Genomic DNA, 23,455 nt, shown 5'->3' with positions numbered 1-23,455 from the left:
AATAAACAGTGTATCAACCTGGAGTTCTAGCGGGTCTGGAATGCAGTATTAAAACAGATAAATTGTTTTGAGACCGGGTTCAATAGATGACAACTTTAATATAGCCGGTTATCGTCTCGGGTGGTGTAGTGACTATGGCAGTACAACAAACTATTGATCAAACCGATCAGATTCTCACTTTAACAGACAATAATTTATCTCCGGAAAACTCGTTTCGCGACAATCCCCTCTCGTCTCAGATAAATTCACCGGTTCAATTCAATCGCAGCACTTATCTCGGGCTTGATCATGACCCCCGGATCCTGCATGCCATGACTCACCTGCAGTCCAATGCACTGTTACGGGAAGTATGTGAACCTGGCTCGCTGTTCGGCCGGTTGTTTGATCGTCCCTGTCTGCTTTTGCCAACGGTAAGCCTGGTACATATTTATGCGTTGCCCGGCCTGGCCTGTACCGGTGATCTGGTAGTTCTGGATCACCATGTTAACGATGGCATCCGTAGTGCGAGTCAGATACTCAATGGCCGGGGCTTGCAAGTCGAAATGATTCGTCATCACGATCTGGAGCAATTGGAACAACTCATCAAACACCACCGTCAAAGCAAAGGACGGATCTGGTACTGCGTTGACGGTATTTGTCCGTTATACGGCAATCCTGCACCGGTCGATGCGCTGTATCAGCTCATGGATCGATACCCTGATCTTTATGTATACGCCGATGACAGTTATGGTTTGAGCTGGTGTGGCGCCCAGGGTAAAGGCAGTATTCGCGGAAAATATCCTCATCACCGGCAACTGATTCTGACGGCCAGTCTGAGCAAAGGATTTGGCTGCGCCGGAGGTCTGCTGGTATTACCGGATGATACCATCGGTCGTGATATTCAGCTTCAGGATGATGCCGCGGTGTCTTCAATTTCAGTACTTGCGCCGGTTGTCGCCGCGATCAGTAAGAGCGTGGAGCTGCACCTGTCCACTGAACTGGACAGCCTCAGAATCGCTCTGAAAGAACGGGTGGATTATTGCCTCAAACTGATGAAGACATACCAGCTGCCCGACCTGTCGTATCCTGATACGCCAATTTTTCATGTTGTCACCGGAGAAATAAACGCCGCGACTGAACTGCAGACTCAGCTCCGGGATGCCGGGTTTATCGTTGATATCTGCGGCTACCCTAAAGTCCCTCATGGCTGTAGCGGTATTCGTTTCGAATTGACCAACCACCACAGTTTCGACGACATCGATAGCTTATTGCACACTATAAACCAATATTACCCTGGAGCGCTGGCATACGGTAAGACTGATAGCCGGACTATTGCCAGCACCTGTAAACTGCCTGCTCCATCACAAGAACACTTTTTAGCCCAGTCGGAGTGCTTGCTTAGGACCCCTCTGCAACTGCAAATTCATACCAGCATTGACGATGTGATTAATGATTGGGAGCGCCAGACATCCTTTAAGGGTTACATTGGCGTCAAAAATCTTCAGCTCATGGAACAGATATTTGCTGTTCATAATACGGAACATGTGGATCACAACCACTGGCTTTTTAAATACATCACCATTCGCGATGAACACGGTGATATTGTGCTCATGACGTTATTGACTGTTGCGGACATCAAAACCGACATGTTCCTGCAACCGGAACTCTCTGCGCTGGCAGACCGGCGACGCTATCAGTATCCGGATCAATTCATCAGCCGGGCGATATTGCTTGGCACGCCGATGAATGAGGGCATGCACCTGTATGTCAACCAGAAGCATACATACCATCAACAGGCACTGGACCAGTTCCTGGCACTGGCTAAAAACCTGCAACACAAATACCAGGCAGATCTACTGATCCTCAAAGCTTTTTCAACGGACTCGCAACTGGCCGAAAATATTGCCGAGAATGGTTTTATGACTGTTGCTCTGCCAGATGATCATTATCTTGATAACACTTTAGAGTTTGGCAGCGATGCATTTCTGCGTAATTTGAAAAAGGACTACCGCCGGCATTGGAAAAACAAAGTACTGCCATTCATTAACCACTACACCGTTCATGATATCCAGACGATTGACGAACAAACCCTCGATCATTTTTATCACATGTACCTCAACCACCAACAGGGCGCCGCTGAAATTGCCACATTCTCATTGCCTCGGGAACTGCTGTCTGAATCGGTGAATCAGGGATACTGGCATTGCCAGGAGCTTAAGTATGACGGCATCAGCGTTGCCTGCATGTTTTTCTTCATTGATAAGGAAGAGCTGTTTTTTATGGTACTCGGGACTGACAGTAACTATAAAAAACACGGCGTATATCGCGCATGTCTTTATTATGCGGGTTTGTTTGCCCAGCAGCAGGGGCTGAAAAGAATCAACTATGGCCTCACCGCTTCGTTGGAAAAACGCCGAATCGGTGCGACTGCCAGGTCATTAGTAGCACTGTTGCGTATTGCCGACAATTACAACATCGAGGCATTGCAATACTTGTCCCTGGGTCGCTGATTTTTTTTGCGCACCAGTTCGATAAAGCAATCTTTCGGGATTGCTATACAAATATTTTTCGGGCAAATTTGATCGGATCCGGATATTTACGATAACAATAATTAACGAACTTATTGTCCAATACAATTCGTTATCAACACAACGGCCTGATCAATATTATGAACCATGTGAAGTCGTTATTGGCTCTCATGCCATTTCAAACCTCTGGTCAGCGATATAACTCACGGACCATTCGCCAGGGTCGGGAAGAACTGGAACTGGTGCTCGACGGTCAGGCGGGTTACCTTGTCAATGGACGGTATCTTACCATCCGTGCAGGCAATCTGATCTGGCACCACAGCGGCGACCAAACCATCTTCAGCAATGCCAGAGGGGATGACTACGAATGCCTGGTGCTGGCATTTGAGGTTGAGCCAAACATCGCTTCTGCCCGCCCCAGAATCAGTGACTGGAATAGTATGATCAGCCCTCGACAATTCTGTGAGGATGCCTTGAATTATCTGTACAATCACCCAAAACCAGGGCTGGACTTCTGCCGCTATCTTTACAGCAGCTGCTGTGTACATACCACCCCAGAGAGTCACGCTCAGGATCTGAATGAGCGGGTACTGCAAAAAGCCAGGGCGTTCATTGCCAGCAATTATTCCTCAAACATCACGATAGAAACTATCGCCCGGAAAGCTCATGTCAGCCCTTCACACCTACACGGTCTGTTTCGTGATCGCCTGCACATGACACCCTACGAAGCACTGAGCCAATATCGCATGGAACGGGCATTAAAACTGCTGCTGCGCGGCACCCCCATCAAACAGGTGGTGGATGCCTGTGGTTTTGGCAGCGAGAGCGGTTTTATTCGGGCGTTCAAAAAGCGCTATGGCGTTCCACCTGGCGCTTATCGAAAAGAACTGGCAGCAATCGGAAACTGACCGGCTACCCCTGCACCAGCTCAAGATTGCCAGTCTGGTCCTGGTCTATATTGGATGATTGCATATTGGTCATCACCTGCTCACCGTACCAATTTAAAAAATTAATCACCCCAAACTCATACGTCTCGGAATATGGCCCCGGTTCATAGCCAATGGAATTAATGCCCTGCTGGTTATGTTCGGCCAGAACTCTGTCCTGATCATTTGTGGCATCCCAGACCAACCGCAAGCGTGCAGGATCATAATCCACACCTTCCACCGCATCCTTATGAACCAGCCATTTGGTGGTCACCAGGGTTTGTTGAGCGGAAACCGGTAATACGCGGAACACGATGGCATGATCACTCTGCATATGATTCCAGGAATTGGGCAAATGAAGAATGCGCATCGATCCAAGCTCCTGGTTTTTGATTCTGCCCATCAATCGACTGCAACCACGGTTGCCATCCAAAGTCATGACCTTGGTGCCTTGTTTCAAAGGCATACGAACAATCCGGTTACGCAAACCATGCTCGACATGATGGTGCGGAATACCCTCGGCATCCCAGGCGGCTGCCTGCTGGGCGTAGTGATCCAGAAAGGCCTGAGGTGCCCTTGGATCGGTGGTATCGTCCCACTCCAGCAAGGTATTCAATAACTCAGGATGAGAGCCGGCACAGTGATAGCATTCACGGTTGTTTTCAATCACCAGCTTCCAATTGGCTTTTTCCAGTATGGTTGTCTCCACCGCCACTTTGGTACTCTCCATGTCATAGGGCTCCATATACATCGCCAGAGAAGCTAAAAAGGCCTCAATATCCGGCGCGGCATGCCTGGCCAGAGAAATAAAGATAAAGCCACCCGCCGTTCGGCAATGCACTTTTTTCAAACCATGCAATTTGGTGTCAAAGTCCTTACCCATTTCACTGCCGGCATACAGCAGATTGCCTTTTAAATCATAGGTCCACTGATGATAAGGACAGACCAGATTGGCAACCTTGCCACGGTGCTGGTTACAGATTCTGGAACCACGATGGCGACAGACATTATGATAAGCCTGCACACCACCTTCTCCGTCACGTACGATCAGGACCGGGTTCTGACCAATTTCAATGGTAAAATAATCCCCCCTGGCAGGAATCTCACAGGTCATACCGGCAAACAGCCACTCCTTTTGAAAAATCTCTTCCATATCCACCCGAAACAGGTTGGGGTCATTATACAAAGCCTGAGGCAAGGAGTAGTTTTTCACCCGCTGTTGCAACAACCGATACATTTCCTCACGGGAATGCTGGTAATCCTGGTAATGAACATTCAAAAAATCATTTTCGTTCATCGTAAACGTCCTCAATGGCTTTGATGAAACTAGGGATTCCAGTGTTGGCTTGAATAAAGTTGCGCTGGACGGGTTTAATGGATATCTCAGCGGCGATACTCTCCCAAGAAATCGCAGTCAGATTGTCTATTTGCGACTTTGACAAAGCCATTTACGCCGCACATCGTATTCGAACAACTCCCCCCAATAAACAGCCAGCAAATCACCCGCACTGCTTAATCATCTGCCAGTTCTTAGCCAGACAACATACGGTATTTATCAGGTATCCCACATCCGGATTTTGATATTGTTTGATAAACTGACGAATGCTTGTCGCCGGACAGGCAAGTCCTGCCCACCATAAAACATTAAATAAGCAGCGGAAATTTGCCGAAGATATACAAGCCTCTATAAAACCATGCTTCGTACTGGAATATCACAGATTCATCTCAAACTGTTCAGATCGATGCTATACAGAGACACCAAGCCACAACCTGCAGCTTTCATAGAATGAAAAACGACAACACGTCCGGCAACACGGTTGGTTTAAGATAAACCCCACTCATTGGTTTTGACTCCGGATGGGAACCTGAATATCAGTCTGCTTGATTGTTGATTACCGTATCACACAGGCTTAATCCGACTGTTTTTTTCAGTGATCGAATACGTTTGTGCAAGTTTTTTTAATTTTTCATAGTTCTTTAGTATGAAATAAAAAACGGTCGTTTTTTTGTCTAGTGAGCTTTTTGAAAACCACAAAAACCGTATTTTCAAGCCGCATAAAATCACCAAAAAATTTTAAAAGCGGCAATATCAACACTTTCAAACAGAAATCCGAAAACGCCTAAAAAACACCTGATTTATATACAGAAAACAATTATCACGCAGTGTTTTACATGCATCATTTTAAATATTCGCTAAAAAGCTGTGCATTAACAAAAATCGATGCGTTCAGTACTATCACCAAACATAAAAAGCCTGTTTAAAAATTCAAGAGCCACTCATATGAGAAGAAACCACCTTATGTCTTTATTGTTGTTCACTATGATTTCATCCGCAGCATATAGCTTGGAAAATCCACCTAAGATCGGCGTTATGATGGGTAGCAGTGATATCAATTCCGGTGATGTCAGTTCCATTGGAAAAATGTGTATCGTTCAGGCGATCGGAGATCGAACAGGTGTTGATTTTCAGGTGTATGAAAATCATCGCAGTCAAATGGAATCGGCCCTGGCCGCACAAAAAATGGTATCAGATGGTGTTGATCTTGCGCTTTTGCCTGTCAGATCCGATGAAGCCTCGGCTGCCATCAAGATACTGGAAAATGCCAAAATTCCTTATCTCACCAGCGCCACCAGTGACTCGGTAATTTCTTCCTCGAAAGATGGCTTATCCATATTTCCACGCAACAGCGATCAGGCCGAGACCATGGCAAACTACTATTTTGAACACTTTAACGGTCGGCCATTGTCTGTGATTGTCGATGAAGGCAGTCTGTACTCAAAGCAGCTGTCCGATCAGTTTATCGGTAATATTCATTTGCATGATTCAACACTACCCATCAATGAATATCGTATTGTTGGCGATTCTCTGCCGCAACTGCCAAATATGTCTGGTCGTGTGGTGTTTGCCGCAATTTATAATCCCAAAATTGCACTGCTGTTCCGACGCGTGCGGGAAGACGGTAATGTCACCATTCTGGGAACCGATTCCGTTGGCGCACATCGCGAATTTTTGCGTATTGTCGGCACAGCTGCTGACAACAATGGATCAAAGATTATTTTTCTGAAGAACTGGAACAACCAGGCAACCGGTCCTTATGCCAAAGACTTTAAAACACTGGTTGATCAAAGTTGCGCGCGCCGGTTAAAAGAAGCTGATTTTGGTACAGCGTTCAGTTACGACATCGCCAGTCTGGCAGCTGAATGGGCTTTATCTGACCGCTCTGTGCCACCATTGCAGGCATTCCGGCAGAGTCAGAGAACATCCATATTTGACGGTCAGCCATTTGTATTTTCTGACCTGGGTTACCGTAAAGCAGGTTACGTATTCTACGAATATTCAAAAGGTGACCATGCTATTGAATTACCGTAAACCCGTGATTCTGGCAGTGAGCATCATTTGTCTCGCCGGACTGTTTTCAAGCATTCTGATGAACAAACTGCAGCCACCACCAGATACCCGCATATTTCTGAACAACATGGTGTCATCGTATACCTTTCAGGACGATGTTTATCTGTTGAACTTGCCTGCACTGAAAAACCGTCTGACGGCGTGGGTCTCGCATTTATATGATATCAATCAGCAGCCGATCTGCCTGTCAGCGCAGTTTATCACGCTGGTTGAAGATCCGGCGCTGGCGGTATCAGTCTGTTCACCCGGGACAACATTATCCGAACTGGCAACGCATGCACATGACAGCGGTGCCATCGATATGCGACTGGGAGAACGAAAATTGGGAACCATCGAATGGCTGACCGGTAGAAGCCTGGACTTTTACCTGTTGGGTGTATTGCTGTTATGTTTTACCCTGTCAGGAACGCTGATTGTCGCTCTCGGTTATTGGCTGTTTTCCACAAACGCTCCCCCTCAAACCGAACAGCCCGGCCTGTCTATTGATACTCTGCGCCCGCTTTATCGCATCATGAGCAGCAATCGTCGAACCATGGCCTTTCATGACAACTGGGTTTACGGAGAACGTGCACATCCATATATCAATTTTATCAACCTGGATGGCTCCAGACTGAGGCTAAGAGCCTCTTTGAGCGATATCGCAGCGTTGTTTCCGGGAACACGATATATCAATCGACGGGCAATCATTAACACAGCGGCGGGTGTACATCAGATTCAAGGCCAGAAAGTTATCTTAAAAATTAAAACAGGCGATCTTGAGTATGATATTGATCCACAATACCAGGAACTGTTCACCAGTCCGTTGCAGCTCATCTAGACATGGTTATCTTATTAACCAACATGACAGCATTGCGGTGCATTTTTAAATTTATAACAACGACCGGAATGCGCAGCCTGAGATTTGAGCGATATTCTATTTAATCAGAGCATGCTTGAAACAACACTGATAAGCTCAACTGCAAAACAATAACAAAAAACCGTTATGTCATTCGATTATATTATTGTTGGCGGTGGCTCAGCCGGATCCGTTCTGGCTGCCAGGTTGTCTGAAGATCCGGGATGTTCTGTGTTACTGCTGGAAAGCGGTGGGCAGGGCAACAGCCCATTGATAAAGATACCTCTGGGCATGGCGGTTACCGTTCCAACCCGTATTCATAACTGGGGCTTTCAAACGGTTCCACAGGCCGCACTGAATCATCGGCAATGTTATCAGCCCAGAGGTCATGCGCTCGGTGGTAGCAGTGCAATCAATGCAATGATCTATACCCGTGGTCATCCACACGATTATGATGACTGGGCCAGTCTGGGATTGACTGACTTCGCCTGGTCTGAAGTACTGCCGTGGTTCAAACACAGTGAAGGCAATGAACGTTTGGGAGAACCCTGGCACGGAACCGATGGGCCTCTCTCCGTCAGCGACCTTCGATACCAGAACCCGGTGATCGATGCCTTTATCGATGCAGCCCGGCAAAGTGGATATCCCATCAACGAGGATTTCAACGGCAATCAGCAGCTAGGCATTGGGCGCTACCAGGTTACTCAGACAGAAGGCATCCGATGCAGTGCAGCGAGGGCATTTTTAACACCCTGCATGGAGCGCAAAAATCTCACCGTTCTAACCCATGCCAGAGTTGCCCGACTGGTACCAGATAATCATGGCATCAAGGCAGTGGAAGTTATTTTGCAACGAGGCTCCAGACAAAACTTTTCGGCCCGTAAAGAGGTGATTCTCTGTGGTGGTACATTTCATTCGCCACAACTACTGATGCTATCGGGCATCGGCCCAAAAGAGGAGCTGGATCGTCACCGTATTCCGGTATTGCTGGAACAGAACCAGGTAGGTGCCAACCTGCAGGACCACCTGGATTATATTTCTGTCTGGCGCAGCAGCAATTCACATCTGGTCGGTTATGGGATACAGGGGATGGCACGCATGGCAACGGAACTTCCGGCTTATATCCACCATCGCCGGGGACTGTTCAGTTCAAATATTGCAGATGCCGGCGGTTTTATCAAAACCGACCCGGCACTTGATCGCCCGGATATCCAATTACACTTCTTACTGGCCATGGCGGATGACCATAACCGCAAACTTCATTATGGCCAGGGATTCAGCCTCCATGCCTGTCAGCTAAGACCTTATTCACGCGGCACCGTAGGACTCTACGATGCCCATCCAATGACTGCTCCAAGAATCGATCCAGCCTATCTCAGTGATGATCGTGATATCGATGTTCTGCTCAAAGGTATCAAACTGAGCCGGGAAATTGTGTATCAGTCGGCCATGGATCATCTGCGCGGCCGTTCCATGTTTTTACCGGATCATCCCGACGATGCAGTGCTACTGGACTCAATAAGGCAACGGGCCGAGAGCATTTACCATCCGGTTGGGACCTGTCGTATGGGAGTGGATGCTGACGCAGTGGTTGATCAGCATTTTCGTGTCAAAGGCATAGAGGGATTGCGCGTCGTGGACGCCAGTGTCATGCCACTTCTGCCAGGCGGCAATACCAATGCCCCAACCATCATGCTGGCAGAACGCGCTGCGGACTGGATCAAACAGGAAAGCTAGCCTCTGTCAGACCGACTACTTCGATTCATCCTGTTCGGACGATTCAGGCGATATCACATACTGTTTTTGTGCTTCTTTGATTGCCGGGTTGATCTGACCAACTTCCGGAAACACTTTGTCGAACACCAGCCAAAATGAATATTCTGGAAATGCAGAACATATCGCATTGATATCAACCAACCGGGGTTGCCCTTGGCCGCTCAATAGATTTCTTAATCGGGTATATTTCATGCCGGCTTTCAAGGCAAATTCTTCAGGTTTCATATTTTCCTGGTCCAGAACCTGACGCACTCGTTGTAAAAATTCTTCTTTCATGGATGATAATTCTTAAAAATAAGACATTTATATGGTTTAATTATTTTTAAACTTAATTTTAAATTACTAAAATCAAGGCTAAGCCAGAATATGGTTTAGTGTGGCTCAGTGAGGTTCTAAAGGCAACCGATGACCAGAGAGGGATCTGTAATGATAAAACTGACAGGACGAGACGTTGCCATTCTCACTCCAACCATTGCAGAAATCAGCTCGTTCATAAGACGAACGTGCTGCTTTGCACTGTGTTGTGTGGTGGGTCACCGCTACCAGAATTATTTCTACAGCTCTTATCGACTTGAGCGCTGTCGCTGTTGTGGTAGGGACATTATTGGCCGAAAAGCAATTGACCTGAAATTTCGTCATTTCTTTAAACATCGTGTTTATCAGACGAAATACAGTACCTGGTGTTATGAAATTTATTATGGCAAGAAGTTGTTCCGTCATGAAACAGGCTTTCGCAATCAACATGATGCGGTACTGTTCCTCGACGTTGAATTGTCAAAATTGTTGGGTTCGTAAGGAGTCAATAAATGGAGACCAAACAATCGATCCGCCTGTCCGCTTTGCCACCGGTGATGTCTCAGGAGCAGTTATCCCTTTTCATTGGTGTCACCCCGGCCACTGTTCGTGGCTGGGTGGAGCAGAGAACCATTCCCACAGTGAAGATCGGCCGGCAACGTTATATCAATACCATTAAACTGGCTGAAGACCTGTCATCCGGTAAAACCATCTTCACCAAGGGTGATTACAATGAATAAGGAATAAATAGCCAGCACCATCATCAACGGGCAGATCTTTTATCCTGACCAATCAAATCACCCACTTCCGAAAGATCATTGCCGGTCAGATTGAACGCCCGGCCAAATCCTTTTACATACTGTCCATCTTTGACTTTCAGCTGGAACAATTCGAAATCACCCAAAGACGAAAGCTGCTTGACGAATGGCCCGAAACGCTCAATCAGCGCGGCCATTCCTTCATCCCATAATTCGCTGCCACGCTCAACGGAATGCGCACTTACCTGATAAATGAGTCGCTTGCGGGCAAAAGGGTTATGGCATTGAGCCTCGTCTTCAATCAACATGATCGACGACTCTGGTACTTCTTGAAGATTGGCGCAATGACGCGCCAATTGACTGATCAATATATAAAAATGCTCTCCCATCACCGCAAAGGGAGCATAGCTGACGTTCAACTGCTTGTGCTTGTCATGGGTAGCCAACTGCAGGCTGGTTCGTTTGGAAATGAATGTCCGAATTTCTGCAGACAGTTGTTCTGGATCGACATCAGTCATGATAGTGCCTCCGCTAACAGTGAGTGATCGGCCAATCCAGTATAGTTCAGCTTTCCATTGATGTAACCGCTCTCCTGACTCGCTGAAGCGCTCGTTCGAGGTCCTTCATTCGTACAGGTTTCACCAGTACGTCATTCATCCCACAGGATTTGAGATGCTGATGATTTTCTGCGACCGCATCGGCGGTATAGGCAATGACATAAGGTTCTGGTTTCAGATTCATCTGACGCAGCCTGACAGTGGTTTCCCGGCCGTCCAGCTCGGGCATGTTGATGTCCATCAGAATCGCGTCATAGGGCTGCATTTCCACTGCCTGAAGGGCTTCATAGCCATTACCCACAATACGGACCACATGACCAAGCTTCTTCAGCATCATTTTCATCAACTGCTGGTTTACTGCATTGTCTTCAGCCAGCAATATGGTCAGAGAGGTTTCGACATCATCCTTATCATCCTGTGAATCACGGTTGCCGTGCAGCTGTGTTGGTGTTGCGGGTATCTGGGTAATCAGATTGAAAAAGAAAGTGGAACCATCGCCGAGCGAGCTGTGAACACGGATATCCCCGCCCATGGCGTTCACCAAACGTTTACAGATGGCCAGACCCAATCCGGTACCGCCATAACGATGCTCAGAAGAACGGCTTACCTGAGTAAACGGCTGGAATAATCGCTGAATGCCCTGATCATCAATACCAATACCGGTATCCTGCACCTCAAACAGCAGTTCAATCTGCTGCTCCACCTCCTGGTGAGTACTGACTTTCAAAGCCACTTCCCCGATTTCAGTAAATTTGGCAGCATTTCCCAGCAGGTTAGTCAGAACCTGACGCAGGTGCTTTTCATCCGCGTGAATAAACTCCGGTACATCCTCATCGATTCTGCAAATCAGACGAACTTCAGGTTGTTTGACCTGGGGGCGAATGATATCGAGCGTCGTCTGAATCATCGGTCGCAATGCGAATGTGGAAAAATCCAGTTCCAGCTTCCCGGATTCAATTTTTGCCAGATCCAGTACGTCACTGACAATCATCACCAGAGACTGAGTACATGCCTGAACGATTCCAAGATATTCCCGCTGTTTATGATCGAGCGTGGAATGCTCCAGTAACTCCGAAGCTCCAACAATACCGTTGAGTGGCGTGCGAATTTCATGACTCATGATTGCTACAAACTCACTCTTGGCATGATTTTCCGCCTCAGCCTTATCACGGGCTTTTTCCAGCTCCACTGCATTAAGACGCAAACGATAAAGGTTATGGATTCGATGCAGATATAACGACACCAGAACACCGAAAGCGACGAATAAAAATACCGCAAACCCGACCAGCCCAAGCGCCTCGGAACGCAGAGACTGCTGATACTCTTTTAATGATACTTCAGCACCCGCAACATAGGGCGTACCATCACGGGATCTCATAGGTACAAACACTGCGCGGAAATCCCCCCAGTGGTCAGAATATTCCACCCAGGTAATTTTCTGTGTATCAAAGGTATTAATGAGTTCCGCGCTGGCATCCGGGTAGGGGTCAAAGAAGCGGACATAAGTGCCATTCTGCAGTTCTTCCTGAGATGCACTGGAAGAAACCAGAATAATCTGATCATTCTTTTTAATGACCGTATATATAAAGCTCAACCCCAGTCGCTTGGCATAATCTGACAAGGTCCGGATTGCAATCCAGTCTTCATTTTCGGTTTTGGAGGATTTGCTGGTCAGGTGATCATGATAGTCATTACCAAGGGCAGCAGTGGCCATCAACGCGCCGTGATATAACTTGTTGTTGATGTTTTCATCAATAATCGTTTTCGCCTGCCAATACAGGTACAGAATAAAAATCAGGCAGGAAACGATGTATCCGACCGTAAATAAAGCGAATTTCCATCGCCCTTTCAGATTCATCTGAAACATCCTGTCTACATTTTCTGTTAACCACATTGGCAGCAGCCTATCGTTGTTCGAGTCAATTCCACTAAATTCTGAAAATGATTACTCCTGTCACCTTGATACACGGATACTGCTGCGATGATCAAGATACTGTCGGCTCCATGCATCAGAATCTACCTGGCTGTTAAACTCCAGACACACCCTGATCAACAATCAATTACCGGGATGTATCTGGCGATATCATCATACGAGCCCTTCATACTGTAACTGTAGATTTTATTCATTATAGAACCAGTATTGAGTTAGTTCTGCTCATTTAGATAATGTAGCTAAGGGTAAACAGACAGCTCTCCGGGTTTAGGAATACGAAGAGAACAATCAGACATCAGCATTTTGAGCTGATACGGTTTACCTTGAACAAAGAGCGGACACAGACACCTGCACAACCATCAGCCATATCTGTATTTACACCTACAGATAATTTTCCAAGTGCCAGAACACAAATAACTTCAGCTTGGCCGCTGTGCTGTGCATTGCCTGTAATGATCAGGTTTCGCCTGTAAGGAAGAGATTTTGGATACAGCAAAATTGCATACTAAGCAAAACACTTCCTGATACAGAGGACATCAACAGGCTCAGAGAACAACCGTCCACCCTCACAGACACTCTTATTTTGACCGTCTGTTTGGCCATGGAATCAGCCCGACTCCCACCTCATTTCTCACAGAAAGACTCAGGAGTGATTGTCAGCTGTGCCAACAGTTTTGCTCTATCCTTCTTTAGTAGGATTTATGGTGAATATATTTTCATGAGGCATCAAAAAAACCAACCATTCTTTTTCTCAACCTAAATCGACGGCTTTGCCTCCAAAATAGCCACTATTCAAAGCAGTTCATTTGCGACTACAAATAAGTCATGTAAATTTCTTCAGCGGACACCTATTTCACTACCAACAATTCAGCTCAAAGCCTCACAGATACTGTACGTTTTTCCATGTAATAGCATTGGCGACCCCAACCGCTATAATTGGCGACTTACGTTTCAACCTATCTGGCTATGACTGACCCATACTATAAAGTACTATCTTCAGCAGTATCGATTGAGTTCGAAGAGAAAAAGAGCAGGTTTCTGGGTTTTCTTTATCCAGCACAGACACGTGAAACAGCCTTCTCACATCTGAACGCTCTCAAACACACCTATCCCGATGCCTGTCACTACTGCTGGGCTTACCTGTTTGGTGACCCAAATCAACCCAAAACCCAGGCATTCAATGATGACGGAGAACCATCGGGCACCGCAGGCAAGCCCATCCTTCATGTTCTCACCCAACGCGGCTGCGGAGACACGATGGCCATTGTCGTGCGGTACTTTGGTGGCATAAAACTCGGTGCCGGCGGGCTGGTCAGGGCATACTCGTCAGCTGTTTCCCAAGCCGTTGACCTGGCCGACTTCACAGAACGACGCCCCTTGATACAACTACAACTGACTCTGCCATTTGCACTTGAATCCATCATTCGCCGCCTGATAGACGACTACGACGGCTGTATTCACGAACTGGAATATAGCCACGAAGTCACATTACGCATGCACCTTGAAGGTAACCGACAGCAGTCTTTTAATGCAGATCTTCAGCAGCTATCTTCAGGTAGCATAGTTGTTAAAGTACTCGATGACTGAAGCCAGTTATCTATGCCATGCAGACAGAGTAATTTGAGAACATCTTCTGTTGGTATGGTAACGCAGGGATTTCCAGGTTTTTTCAAATACCAACACGCTATTTATACTCTGATCATTCTTATCTGCATTTACAGACTCGTTAGTTGGCTTCTACACATGCGAAGCATGGAACATATCCACTCTTTCAGACCTCAGCAAAAAAACTGAGACAAAAAGGTGACTCCCAAAATACATTTCGCGCTTAGCGCAGGCGGGTTTATATTAGTTTTATACAACCCCACTCAGATTCGGGAAACTCGTCAACTTTGCCGGATATTAACAAACGATAGCCAAATTGGATCCGCAAGATCTGCTTTACACGTCCAATGACGAACACAAAAAAGAAGATAGCCTGGCATTTCCACTGGTTCGGATTTACCAATCCAGCTCCTGACCATCATACTGCCAGAATCGACCAGTGTGCTGCATTGAAAACGCCGTTATCACTTTGATCAATCCTGCCGATGACTCCTCAACACTGATATCCGCGCTTTCTCCGCCCATGTCAGTTCTTACCCACCCAGGATGCACAAGATAGACGCCGATATTTTTCGGTTTAAGCTCGATCGCCAAACATTGCATGGATTTATTGAGTGCAGCCTTGGAACTTCTATAGGCAATCGCACCAGCGCTCTTTCCTGACAGTGCACCCATCTTGCTGGAAATTGAAACAATTTTTGCGTTCTTACTCAGGCTCAGATTTGGCAGTAACGCCAGTGCAATTCTCATCGGTGCTACAGTATTCACCTGAAAAGTTCTTTCCCAATCATCAAAATTCAAATCCTCATGGGTCTGATGATCACCCCCGATAATACCGGCACTGTTAATCAGAATATCTATGCATCGGCCAGTTAAAGCAGAAGTAAATTTATCAACCGAATGACTGTCTGTTATTTCCAGAATATGAAGCTCGATTTCTGCACCCAGCCCCGCAGCACGATCTGAGACCCGCTGCCTGGACGCATCGTCTCTGACTGTACCAATAACGTTATATCCAAGACGCAAAAAATCCTCTGCAAGTTTATAACCAATGCCTCGACCAACCCCTGTAATAAGTACTGTTTCCATTGCATCCCCTTACCATTAAAAGCAGATTTTGAAACAACCGAAGTACAGTATCAGTCTTGTCTTTCATTTGGCAAACCAGCCCAAACACAGCCTACGAAAATAATATCCGGTTTTAAAAATCGCGTGATAAAGGGTGAGCATAAAGAGACTAAACATATGAACAAAGGACAATTACAATACCTTTCAGATTGGTTACACCCAGGCCATATGTTTACGCCAGCAATACAACCGAAATGAATCCGATAGAACCTAAGCGCTCAAATTACAAATTATCTCACTGGTCTTTCTATGGTATTGATTGGAGATATCTGTTTGTATTTGCAAACGGATCAAATATGCTTTTTTTCTTATAGCTGCTATGTTTCTACGTCTGGCTATCGACGCTACATATTAACAACAGCACTGCTGTCTATTGTTACCCACCTCACCTGATCAGATAGTATGGCCCTACTCGCCGACGGGCGGCTCCCAGAGTTCAACCTTATTTCCTTCTGGATCCCTCACCCAACCAAACTTTCCATATTCAGACTCCTCCATCTTTCCCAGGACATTACACTCGTCCTACCTGAGCGCAGCCAATAGCGCTTGCAAATCAGATACTCGATAGTTGACATTGAACGACGCACTGCTCTGTGTAAAATCGCCAGTCATCCAAGCGGTTGTCTCTGATGTTGGATTACCAGAACTATCCTCCCAGCGAAACGATGTTCCACCCCAAGCCTGAACATCAACCCCCAAATGCTGTTTATACCAATCTCGTAACATTACAGGATCTTGCGCTTTGATAAAGATACCGCCAATTCCGGTGACTCTGCCCATTGTTTTTTCCTCGTGCTGATGTTGAGCACATTTATGGATCTAGTTTTTTATTATCTTTTTAGTAATAAAGAGTACTTGTCAACGTTCATGCTACCCAGTGTTACTCAAAAACCTTGAAGGATGAAATGAACTCTAAGATTTGAGTTATTGTCCCGGCAAATCATTTTTCAGACTCAATCAAAACCGGAGTAACTTTGAAAACTCCACCCCGGGTTATTCTATTATTCAAACACTTCCGAACGACGCGTGAACACAACGACATGGGGAGCAATTGAGTAAAAGATAACTGTGAGCAACGCGATATGGTTACTGATTCATGGCCCACAATCACTCAATATTTAGCGAAAGACTTTGTTTATTTATTGTTGATGTTGTTGGTCGTACTAGCAGGTTAGTACGGTAATGTGTATACGGGATAGGGATAACCAAAGCCTTAAACCTGACTATCACAAAGTTACCGCCAGGGAATATCTGGCCAACAGAATAAAAAGAGGAAACAATAAAAAAGCCCGCTAATCTTTTGATTAAGCGGGCTTTTCTAGGAATTTGAGTGGTGCCCAGAGGCGGAATCGAACCACCGACACGAGGATTTTCAGTCCTCTGCTCTACCGACTGAGCTATCTGGGCATGTCGTTGCGACGGAGGCGTATTAAACGGATTTTGCTTCTCCGAGTCAAGAGTAAGCTACTGATTTTTATATAATTATTTTTTTTCCTCAGGAATATAGCCTTCTGCCTGGTCATATTCTTCGCCGCTGAGGAATTTTTGCATCTGCTGCTGGATGTATTTTCGGGCCTGCATATCCATCATGTTCAGGTGTTTTTCGTTGATTAGGCGGGTCTGATGGGCCTGCCATTCTTCCCATGCCTGTTGCGATACCGTCTCGAACAGTTTCTGCCCAGCCGGTCCGGGGAAAGGTGGTTTTTCCAGTCCAGGGAGTTCTTGTTGGTACTTTTGGCAAAACACGGTTCGGGTCATTGGGTTTTCTCTATTTGAGCGAGTAGTTTTTTGACCGGTGCGGCCAGTCCTATTTCAATGTCGTTCAGTACCACCTGCAACCAGACTGATTCCGCTTCAGAGACTTCGGTCACGTCATTTTCAAGCCTCGCCAGTACCGGCTGGATGTCCAGGTGATAATGGCTGAAAGTATGCCTGAAGCACGCCCATGGCTCCAGTTGGTAGCGGTATCCTTTAAGGTCAAGCCAGGTCTGGGCGGCGTCAAGATCTTCAAATTCTTTGAAGCTGTAGAGGCCTCCCCAGATACCATTGGCCGGGCGCTTTTCCAGATATACCCGACCATCCTGCTGTTGCAGCATGAGCATGACGGTGGATTTGACCGGTTTGTCGGTTTTGGGCTTGGAAGCCGGAATGGATTTGGTCAGGTCCTCCAGCCGTGCAATACAGCTGTCATTGAAGGGACATAAGAGACAGGAAGGTTTACTGCGTGTGCACAATGTTGCACCAAGGTCCATCATTGCCTGGTTGTAATCGCCAGTACGCTGTTTGGGTGTGTAACGCTCTGCCAGCTCCCACAGCCGGGCCTGCATATGGCTGGCTCCTGGCCATTCCCGAATACCGAGAAAACGACACAGCACCCGCTTGACGTTGCCGTCCATAATGGCGCTGCTCTGGCCCATGGTAAAAGCAGCGATGGCACCAGCGGTGGAGCGGCCGATACCCGGTAGTGCCTGCAATGCCTCAACCGTGCCAGGGAAGTCACCTTGATAGTCAGTACTTACTATCTTGGCAGCCTTATGCAGGTTACGAGCACGGGCGTAATAACCCAGGCCGGTCCAGTGATGCATAACCTCATCTTCCGGTGCCTCCGCCAGCGCCTGAACGGTGGGAAAACGGGCCATAAACCGTTGATAAAATGGAATCACGGTTTTGACCTGGGTCTGCTGCAGCATGATTTCCGATACCCAGACCCGGTAAGGGGATTTGTTGAGCTGCCAGGGAAGATCCTTGCGACCATGCTCATCCCACCAGGCAAGCAATCGTTCGCCAAATCGTTCAGGTGTCATAAGAATAGCAATCCAGAAATGTGAAAACCGGCATGAAGCCGGTTTTTATGAGGTCAATAACCATTAATCCAATTGTGACAGGTCGCGAACGGCACCTTTGTCAGCACTGGTTGCCAGTTTGGCGTAGGCCTTTAATGCCGCCGATACTTTGCGAGGACGTTCTTTGGCAGGTTTCCAGACCGTCATGGCTGCACGGCGCTGCTGTAGCTCATCATCACTGAGCAACACATTGATAGTACGATTAGGGATATCAATCTTGATACGATCCCCATCCTGTACCAGGCCAATGGCACCGCCCGCTGCGGCTTCCGGTGATACGTGCCCAATAGAAAGACCGGAAGTACCGCCAGAGAAACGCCCATCAGTCAGCAGCGCACAGGCCTTACCCAACCCTTTGGATTTCAGGTAGCTGGTCGGATAGAGCATTTCCTGCATACCTGGTCCGCCACGTGGTCCTTCATAGCGAATGATCACGACTTCACCGGCTTGTACCTGATCATCAAGAATGCCGGCGACGGCATCTTCCTGACTTTCGAAAATCCGTGCCGGGCCTTCAAATACGAGGATGCTGTCATCCACTCCAGCTGTTTTAACCACACAACCATCCAACGCGATGTTGCCGCGCAGTACTGCCAGACCACCTTCTTTGGAGTAAGCATTCGCTAGCGAGCGAATACACCCCGTTGCACGATCGGCGTCCAGACTGGACCAGCGGGTACTCTGGCTGAATGCCACCTGAGTCGGAATACCGGCTGGACCCGCACGATAGAACTCAGCCACATCCGCAGCCTCCGATTGCATGATATCCCACTTGGACAGCGCTTCTTTCATAGTTCTGCTGTGAACGGTGCTGACCGAGGTATCCAGCAGAGCAGCACGATCCAACTCACCGAGAATACCGAAAATGCCGCCGGCTCGATGGACATCTTCAATGTGATATTTCTGGGTATTGGGTGCCACCTTACAGAGTTGCGGAACCTGACGTGACAACTCGTCCATATGGAACATGTTGAAATCGACTTCAGCCTCCTGAGCAACAGCCAGCAAGTGCAGAATGGTATTGGTTGAGCCACCCATGGCGATATCCAGGGTCATAGCATTTTTGAATGCCGGTACCGTCGCGATGGAGCGAGGTAATACCGACACGTCTTCTTCTTCGTAGTAACGACGGGTGATTTCAACAATCAAACGTCCGGCTTCTTCAAACAGTCGTTTACGGTCTGAGTGAGTGGCCACAGTGGTGCCGTTACCCGGCAATGACAAACCAATCGCTTCTGTCAGACAGTTCATGGAGTTGGCGGTAAACATACCGGAACAGGAACCGCAGGTAGGGCAGGCAGAACGCTCAACCGCGGCCAGAGTGTCATCATCAACACTGCTGTCAGCGGCCATCACCATGGCATCGATCAGGTCGAGCTTGTGGTCGGCCAGCTTGGTTTTACCCGCTTCCATCGGCCCACCGGAAACAAATACGCAGGGAATGTTCAGCCGCATGGCCGCCATTAACATCCCCGGAGTGATTTTGTCACAATTGCTGATGCAGACCATGGCATCGGCAGTGTGCGCGTTCACCATGTACTCAACAGAATCGGCAATAATATCGCGGCTCGGCAAACTGTAGAGCATGCCGTCGTGCCCCATGGCAATACCGTCGTCCACGGCAATGGTGTTGAACTCTTTGGCTACTCCGCCAGCTTTTTCAATTTCGCCGGCAACCAGTTGCCCAAGGTCTTTCAGATGCACGTGGCCGGGTACAAACTGGGTAAAAGAGTTCACCACCGCGATGATGGGTTTTTGAAAGTCTTCATCTTTCATACCGGTAGCACGCCAGAGAGATCGCGCGCCCGCCATGTTGCGGCCGGCAGTAGACGTTTTTGAACGGTATTGAGGCATGGTTAGCTCCACGTCGTTGTTATTCGGGGAAAGTGGGCGCCATTGTAACGAAATGACACTGCGCTTAAACAGTGTGTTTTTTGCAAGGTCGCGTTGACTGAAACGCCGGCAAAGCCGGCATTTCAATGGTAGAGCTTAACTCGGGTAATGACACGCCACCCGATGCTCCCCTTCAGCGGAGAGCATGGGTTTTTCGCGTGAGCAGAAATCAGTCGCTTTCGGGCAACGGGTTCTGAATACACAGCCTGATGGGGGATTCATGGGCGATGGCAGATCCCCTTCGAGCAGAATGACTTCTTTACTCCGCTCAATCTCCGGGTCGGGAATGGGAACCGCAGAAATCAGCGCCTGGGTATAGGGGTGGCGGGGATGACTGTACAGCTCCTTGGCTGGCGATATCTCGGCAACATTGCCCAGATACAACACCATTATCCGGGTACTGATATGCTTGACCACACTGAGATCGTGAGCAATGAAGATCAACGACAGTCCCATTTCTTTCTGCAACTTCATCAACAGATTGATCACCTGCGCCTGGATGGAAACATCCAGTGCCGAAACCGGTTCATCACAGATAATCAGTTTAGGCTCAAGAATCAATGCACGGGCAATTCCGATACGCTGACACTGACCACCGGAAAACTCATGAGGATAACGGTTGATCTGATTGGGCAACAGGCCCACCCGGGTCATGACCTGTTTAACTCGCTCTTTGACTTCCGCTTTGGGTGTCTGCGGATAGTGAGTGATCAATGGCTCAGCAATGATCTGACCGATGGTCATACGTGGGTTCAATGAAGCCAGCGGATCCTGAAAAATCATTTGAACTTCGCTGCGCACTTTCTGGGTTTCTTTTTTGCCCATGCCCAGCAGATCCTTTTGTCCTAACCACAGAACCTTACCTGATTCTGCCGGGATCATTTTGATCACGGCTCTGGCCAGGGTCGACTTACCACAACCAGACTCCCCTACAACACCCAAGGTCTCTCCGGCCCGCAGGTCAAAGGAAACACCATCCACCGCTTTCAGTTTTTTAGGCTTGGTCCAGGGCATGGCATTGCTGGGGTATACATCAAAGTGAACCTTCAGGTTCTCTACCCGTAGCAAAATATCGTTAGCGACCGTCATGCGACCTCCTTAATATCTTTATGACAGGCACGACAGAGGCCTTCACTGGTTTCAATTAACTGGGGAACCTGAGTCTTGCAGCTTTCGGCTGCAATCGGACAGCGTGGTTCAAACGGACATCCCTGAGGAGGTCTTAGCATGTTCGGCGGATTACCTGGAATGGTATTCAGCTCATCCCCCAAATGATCCAGACGCGGAATCGCCGCTAACAACCCCTGAGTATATGGATGAGTTGGCTGCTTAAACAGGCTATCGGTATCGTTGTATTCCATGACCCGACCACCATACATGACCAGGGTTTTTTCGCATGAGCCGGCAACCACACCGAGGTCATGGGTAATCAGGACAATTGCCGTTCCAAACTCATGTTGCAGCTCTTTCAGCAGCTTCATGATCTGTGCCTGCACCGTTACATCAAGTGCAGTGGTGGGCTCATCGGCAATCAACAGTTTAGGGCGACACAACAGTGACATGGCGATCATCACCCGCTGGCGCATACCACCGGAAAACTCGTGCGGATAAAGATGCACCCGGGTTCGGGCTTCAGGGATTTTGACCGCATCCAGCATATGGATGGATTCCTGCAGCGCTGCTTTTTTACTCATGCCCTTGTGATGCATCAGCACTTCCATCAGCTGGTCACTGACCCGCATATATGGATTCAATGAGGTCATTGGATCCTGAAAAATCATGGATATCTTTTCAGCACGGATTTTATTCAGGGCTTTTTCCGGTAATCCGAGGATTTCTGTACCATTGAATTTGACGCTACCACTCACAGAACCGTTTTTGGCCAACAGTCCCATCAGTGCGAATACAGTCTGACTCTTACCAGAACCGGACTCACCAACAATAGCCATGGTTTCTTTTTCTTTCAGATCAAAGCTGACACCATTGACCGCACTGACCGTACCATCAAGGGTTTTGAAATAGACATTAAGATCTTTAACTTCCAATAAATTCATGTTCATTACCTCAACGATCTTTAGGGTCTAAAGCATCGCGCAGCCCGTCACCGATAAAGAAGAAGCACAGCAGAGTGACAATAAAAAAAGCCAACGGAAAAGCCAGCTGCCAGATGGTGCCATAGCTCATGGTTCCGGCACCTTCACTGATCAACACCCCCCAGGAAGTATCCGGCTCCTGCACCCCCAACCCAAGAAAGGAGATAAAGGATTCGGTCAGGATCATGTTAGGTACCAGCAGTGTGGCATAGACGATCACAATACCCAGCACATTCGGTACGATATGCCGGAGAATAATGCGCCAGGAACTAACACCTGTGGCAATAGCCGCTTCGATATATTCTTTGTTCTTCAAAGACAGAGTCTGTCCACGGACAATACGGGACATATCCAACCACGATATAGCACCAATACCGACAAAAATTAAAATAATGGAACGCCCGAATATCACCAGTAACAGGATCAGAATAAACATATAGGGAATGGACATCATGATATCGACAAAACGCATCATAAAACCGTCGACTTTACCGCCCACATAACCGGCCGTGGCACCATACAAAGTACCAATCAATACCGCGATCAACGATCCAATCACGCCAACCATCAGCGAAATCTGGGTACCTTGAATCACCCTTGAAAACAGATCACGACCCAACTCATCAGTACCAAAATAGTGACCGCTCTCGAACGACGGAGCACCCTGAGTTTTGATATCTCCAAGCACATTCCAGTCAATATCTTCATGATTCCAAGTAGCAAGATAAGGACCAATAATGGTAAATGCGACGATCAGACCCAAAATCACCAGACTGACCATGGCGGCTTTATTATGAATAAAACGGTTTGCCGCATCGTTCCAAAGACTGCGTCCACTCATTTCAGCTTCAACCAGGTTTTCGGCCAACTGCTCGGTTTTACTTTGATTTAACAACAT

20 protein-coding genes and 1 tRNA gene are annotated in these 23,455 nt (G+C 47.6%); 8 read left to right on the top strand and 13 right to left on the bottom strand.

Annotated features, from left to right (window positions below; all coding sequences use genetic code 11):
* The first annotated feature begins 134 nt into the window (after positions 1-134).
* Both YC6258_RS06910 and YC6258_RS27110 read left to right on the top strand, forming a co-directional pair.
* Entirely contained in the window at positions 135-2,489 is a 2,355-nt protein-coding gene (locus YC6258_RS06910) for an aminotransferase class I/II-fold pyridoxal phosphate-dependent enzyme (protein WP_044616369.1), read from the top strand.
* A gap of 113 nt (positions 2,490-2,602) precedes the next feature.
* Positions 2,603-3,415 (top strand): helix-turn-helix transcriptional regulator, encoded by an 813-nt coding sequence (locus YC6258_RS27110; RefSeq protein ID WP_052830121.1) that lies wholly within the window; start codon positions 2,603-2,605, stop codon positions 3,413-3,415.
* A 4-nt stretch (positions 3,416-3,419) separates the two neighbouring features.
* On the opposite strand, the gene YC6258_RS06900 is transcribed toward YC6258_RS27110, so the two are convergent.
* Positions 3,420-4,730 (bottom strand): aromatic ring-hydroxylating oxygenase subunit alpha, encoded by a 1,311-nt coding sequence (locus tag YC6258_RS06900; RefSeq protein WP_044616368.1) that lies wholly within the window; start codon positions 4,728-4,730, stop codon positions 3,420-3,422.
* Positions 4,731-5,804: 1,074 nt separating this feature from the next.
* Between YC6258_RS06900 and YC6258_RS06895 the strand changes: the two genes are divergently transcribed.
* From YC6258_RS06895 to YC6258_RS06885, 3 genes are all read left to right on the top strand, one after another.
* Complete coding sequence (locus YC6258_RS06895) at positions 5,805-6,803, top strand: ABC transporter substrate-binding protein (RefSeq protein WP_169748941.1); 999 nt, start codon at positions 5,805-5,807, stop codon at positions 6,801-6,803.
* Positions 6,790-7,659 (top strand): hypothetical protein, encoded by an 870-nt coding sequence (locus YC6258_RS06890; RefSeq protein WP_144407579.1) that lies wholly within the window; start codon positions 6,790-6,792, stop codon positions 7,657-7,659. Before YC6258_RS06895 ends, YC6258_RS06890 begins: the two co-directional genes overlap by 14 nt.
* Before the next feature lie 165 nt (positions 7,660-7,824).
* Entirely contained in the window at positions 7,825-9,414 is a 1,590-nt protein-coding gene (locus tag YC6258_RS06885) for a GMC family oxidoreductase (protein WP_044616365.1), read from the top strand.
* A 15-nt stretch (positions 9,415-9,429) separates the two neighbouring features.
* Here the strand turns inward: YC6258_RS06885 and YC6258_RS06880 are convergent, their stop codons facing one another.
* On the bottom strand, positions 9,430-9,729 hold the full coding sequence (locus YC6258_RS06880) for a helix-turn-helix domain-containing protein (protein ID WP_044616364.1): 300 nt from the start codon (positions 9,727-9,729) through the stop codon (positions 9,430-9,432).
* Between the two features lie 150 nt (positions 9,730-9,879).
* Between YC6258_RS06880 and YC6258_RS06875 the strand changes: the two genes are divergently transcribed.
* Together YC6258_RS06875 and YC6258_RS06870 are read left to right on the top strand one after the other, a co-directional pair.
* Complete coding sequence (locus tag YC6258_RS06875) at positions 9,880-10,248, top strand: hypothetical protein (protein WP_044616363.1); 369 nt, start codon at positions 9,880-9,882, stop codon at positions 10,246-10,248.
* 11 nt (positions 10,249-10,259) lie between these two features.
* The gene (locus YC6258_RS06870) at positions 10,260-10,487 is read left to right on the top strand and encodes a helix-turn-helix domain-containing protein (RefSeq protein ID WP_211264641.1); all 228 of its coding nucleotides are present in this window, start codon (positions 10,260-10,262) and stop codon (positions 10,485-10,487) included.
* A gap of 23 nt (positions 10,488-10,510) precedes the next feature.
* On the opposite strand, the gene YC6258_RS06865 is transcribed toward YC6258_RS06870, so the two are convergent.
* A complete protein-coding gene (locus YC6258_RS06865; RefSeq protein ID WP_044616362.1) occupies positions 10,511-11,023 on the bottom strand; it encodes a pyridoxamine 5'-phosphate oxidase family protein in 513 nt (170 codons plus the stop codon).
* Positions 11,024-11,069: 46 nt separating this feature from the next.
* Positions 11,070-12,920, bottom strand: a complete 1,851-nt coding sequence (locus YC6258_RS06860; RefSeq protein ID WP_169748940.1) for an ATP-binding protein — start codon at positions 12,918-12,920, stop codon at positions 11,070-11,072.
* 1,041 nt (positions 12,921-13,961) lie between these two features.
* On the opposite strand from YC6258_RS06860, the gene YC6258_RS06855 reads away from it, so the two are divergent.
* On the top strand, positions 13,962-14,582 hold the full coding sequence (locus YC6258_RS06855) for a YigZ family protein (RefSeq protein WP_044616361.1): 621 nt from the start codon (positions 13,962-13,964) through the stop codon (positions 14,580-14,582).
* Positions 14,583-14,996: 414 nt separating this feature from the next.
* On the opposite strand, the gene YC6258_RS06850 is transcribed toward YC6258_RS06855, so the two are convergent.
* The 9 genes from YC6258_RS06850 to YC6258_RS06810 all read right to left on the bottom strand — a co-directional run bounded on the left by YC6258_RS06850 (position 14,997) and on the right by YC6258_RS06810 (position 23,455).
* On the bottom strand, positions 14,997-15,689 hold the full coding sequence (locus YC6258_RS06850; RefSeq protein WP_044616360.1) for an SDR family oxidoreductase: 693 nt from the start codon (positions 15,687-15,689) through the stop codon (positions 14,997-14,999).
* A gap of 561 nt (positions 15,690-16,250) precedes the next feature.
* The gene (locus YC6258_RS06845; protein WP_211264640.1) at positions 16,251-16,508 is read right to left on the bottom strand and encodes a VOC family protein; all 258 of its coding nucleotides are present in this window, start codon (positions 16,506-16,508) and stop codon (positions 16,251-16,253) included.
* A 551-nt stretch (positions 16,509-17,059) separates the two neighbouring features.
* Positions 17,060-17,135 (bottom strand) — tRNA-Phe (locus tag YC6258_RS06840).
* A gap of 75 nt (positions 17,136-17,210) precedes the next feature.
* Entirely contained in the window at positions 17,211-17,486 is a 276-nt protein-coding gene (locus YC6258_RS06835; protein ID WP_044616359.1) for an oxidative damage protection protein, read from the bottom strand.
* Positions 17,483-18,532, bottom strand: coding sequence for an A/G-specific adenine glycosylase (gene mutY / locus YC6258_RS06830; protein WP_044616358.1), 1,050 nt, complete (start codon positions 18,530-18,532; stop codon positions 17,483-17,485). Before mutY ends, YC6258_RS06835 begins: the two co-directional genes overlap by 4 nt.
* Before the next feature lie 63 nt (positions 18,533-18,595).
* The gene (gene ilvD / locus YC6258_RS06825; protein WP_044616357.1) at positions 18,596-20,425 is read right to left on the bottom strand and encodes a dihydroxy-acid dehydratase; all 1,830 of its coding nucleotides are present in this window, start codon (positions 20,423-20,425) and stop codon (positions 18,596-18,598) included.
* 135 nt (positions 20,426-20,560) lie between these two features.
* A complete protein-coding gene (oppF, locus tag YC6258_RS06820) occupies positions 20,561-21,553 on the bottom strand; it encodes a murein tripeptide/oligopeptide ABC transporter ATP binding protein OppF (protein WP_044616356.1) in 993 nt (330 codons plus the stop codon).
* Positions 21,550-22,518, bottom strand: coding sequence for an oligopeptide/dipeptide ABC transporter ATP-binding protein (locus YC6258_RS06815; protein ID WP_044616355.1), 969 nt, complete (start codon positions 22,516-22,518; stop codon positions 21,550-21,552). The genes oppF and YC6258_RS06815 overlap by 4 nt, the downstream gene beginning before the upstream one ends.
* 10 nt (positions 22,519-22,528) lie before the next feature.
* Positions 22,529-23,455, bottom strand: a complete 927-nt coding sequence (locus YC6258_RS06810) for an ABC transporter permease subunit (protein WP_211264639.1) — start codon at positions 23,453-23,455, stop codon at positions 22,529-22,531.

This window comes from Gynuella sunshinyii YC6258 (assembly GCF_000940805.1).
GTDB classification, from domain to species: Bacteria; Pseudomonadota; Gammaproteobacteria; order Pseudomonadales; family Natronospirillaceae; genus Gynuella; species Gynuella sunshinyii.
The sequence above is the reverse complement of the archived record's forward strand: the minus strand, read 5'-3'. Positions and strand labels throughout refer to the sequence as shown.

Bases quoted from the DNA above. Each gene is read 5' to 3' on its own strand.
- YC6258_RS06910 (WP_044616369.1), top strand. From the start codon at position 135: ATGGCAGTACAACAAACTATTGATCAAACCGATCAGATTCTCACTTTA.
- YC6258_RS06900 (WP_044616368.1), bottom strand. From the start codon at position 4,730: ATGAACGAAAATGATTTTTTGAATGTTCATTACCAGGATTACCAGCAT.
- YC6258_RS06895 (WP_169748941.1), top strand. From the start codon at position 5,805: ATGATGGGTAGCAGTGATATCAATTCCGGTGATGTCAGTTCCATTGGA.
- YC6258_RS06885 (WP_044616365.1), top strand. From the start codon at position 7,825: ATGTCATTCGATTATATTATTGTTGGCGGTGGCTCAGCCGGATCCGTT.
- YC6258_RS06880 (WP_044616364.1), bottom strand. From the start codon at position 9,729: ATGAAAGAAGAATTTTTACAACGAGTGCGTCAGGTTCTGGACCAGGAA.
- YC6258_RS06875 (WP_044616363.1), top strand. From the start codon at position 9,880: ATGATAAAACTGACAGGACGAGACGTTGCCATTCTCACTCCAACCATT.
- YC6258_RS06870 (WP_211264641.1), top strand. From the start codon at position 10,260: ATGGAGACCAAACAATCGATCCGCCTGTCCGCTTTGCCACCGGTGATG.
- YC6258_RS06865 (WP_044616362.1), bottom strand. From the start codon at position 11,023: ATGACTGATGTCGATCCAGAACAACTGTCTGCAGAAATTCGGACATTC.
- YC6258_RS06860 (WP_169748940.1), bottom strand. From the start codon at position 12,920: ATGAATCTGAAAGGGCGATGGAAATTCGCTTTATTTACGGTCGGATAC.
- YC6258_RS06855 (WP_044616361.1), top strand. From the start codon at position 13,962: ATGACTGACCCATACTATAAAGTACTATCTTCAGCAGTATCGATTGAG.
- YC6258_RS06850 (WP_044616360.1), bottom strand. From the start codon at position 15,689: ATGGAAACAGTACTTATTACAGGGGTTGGTCGAGGCATTGGTTATAAA.
- YC6258_RS06845 (WP_211264640.1), bottom strand. From the start codon at position 16,508: ATGGGCAGAGTCACCGGAATTGGCGGTATCTTTATCAAAGCGCAAGAT.
- YC6258_RS06835 (WP_044616359.1), bottom strand. From the start codon at position 17,486: ATGACCCGAACCGTGTTTTGCCAAAAGTACCAACAAGAACTCCCTGGA.
- mutY (WP_044616358.1), bottom strand. From the start codon at position 18,532: ATGACACCTGAACGATTTGGCGAACGATTGCTTGCCTGGTGGGATGAG.
- ilvD (WP_044616357.1), bottom strand. From the start codon at position 20,425: ATGCCTCAATACCGTTCAAAAACGTCTACTGCCGGCCGCAACATGGCG.
- oppF (WP_044616356.1), bottom strand. From the start codon at position 21,553: ATGACGGTCGCTAACGATATTTTGCTACGGGTAGAGAACCTGAAGGTT.
- YC6258_RS06815 (WP_044616355.1), bottom strand. From the start codon at position 22,518: ATGAATTTATTGGAAGTTAAAGATCTTAATGTCTATTTCAAAACCCTT.
- YC6258_RS06810 (WP_211264639.1), bottom strand. From the start codon at position 23,455: ATGTTGTTAAATCAAAGTAAAACCGAGCAGTTGGCCGAAAACCTGGTT.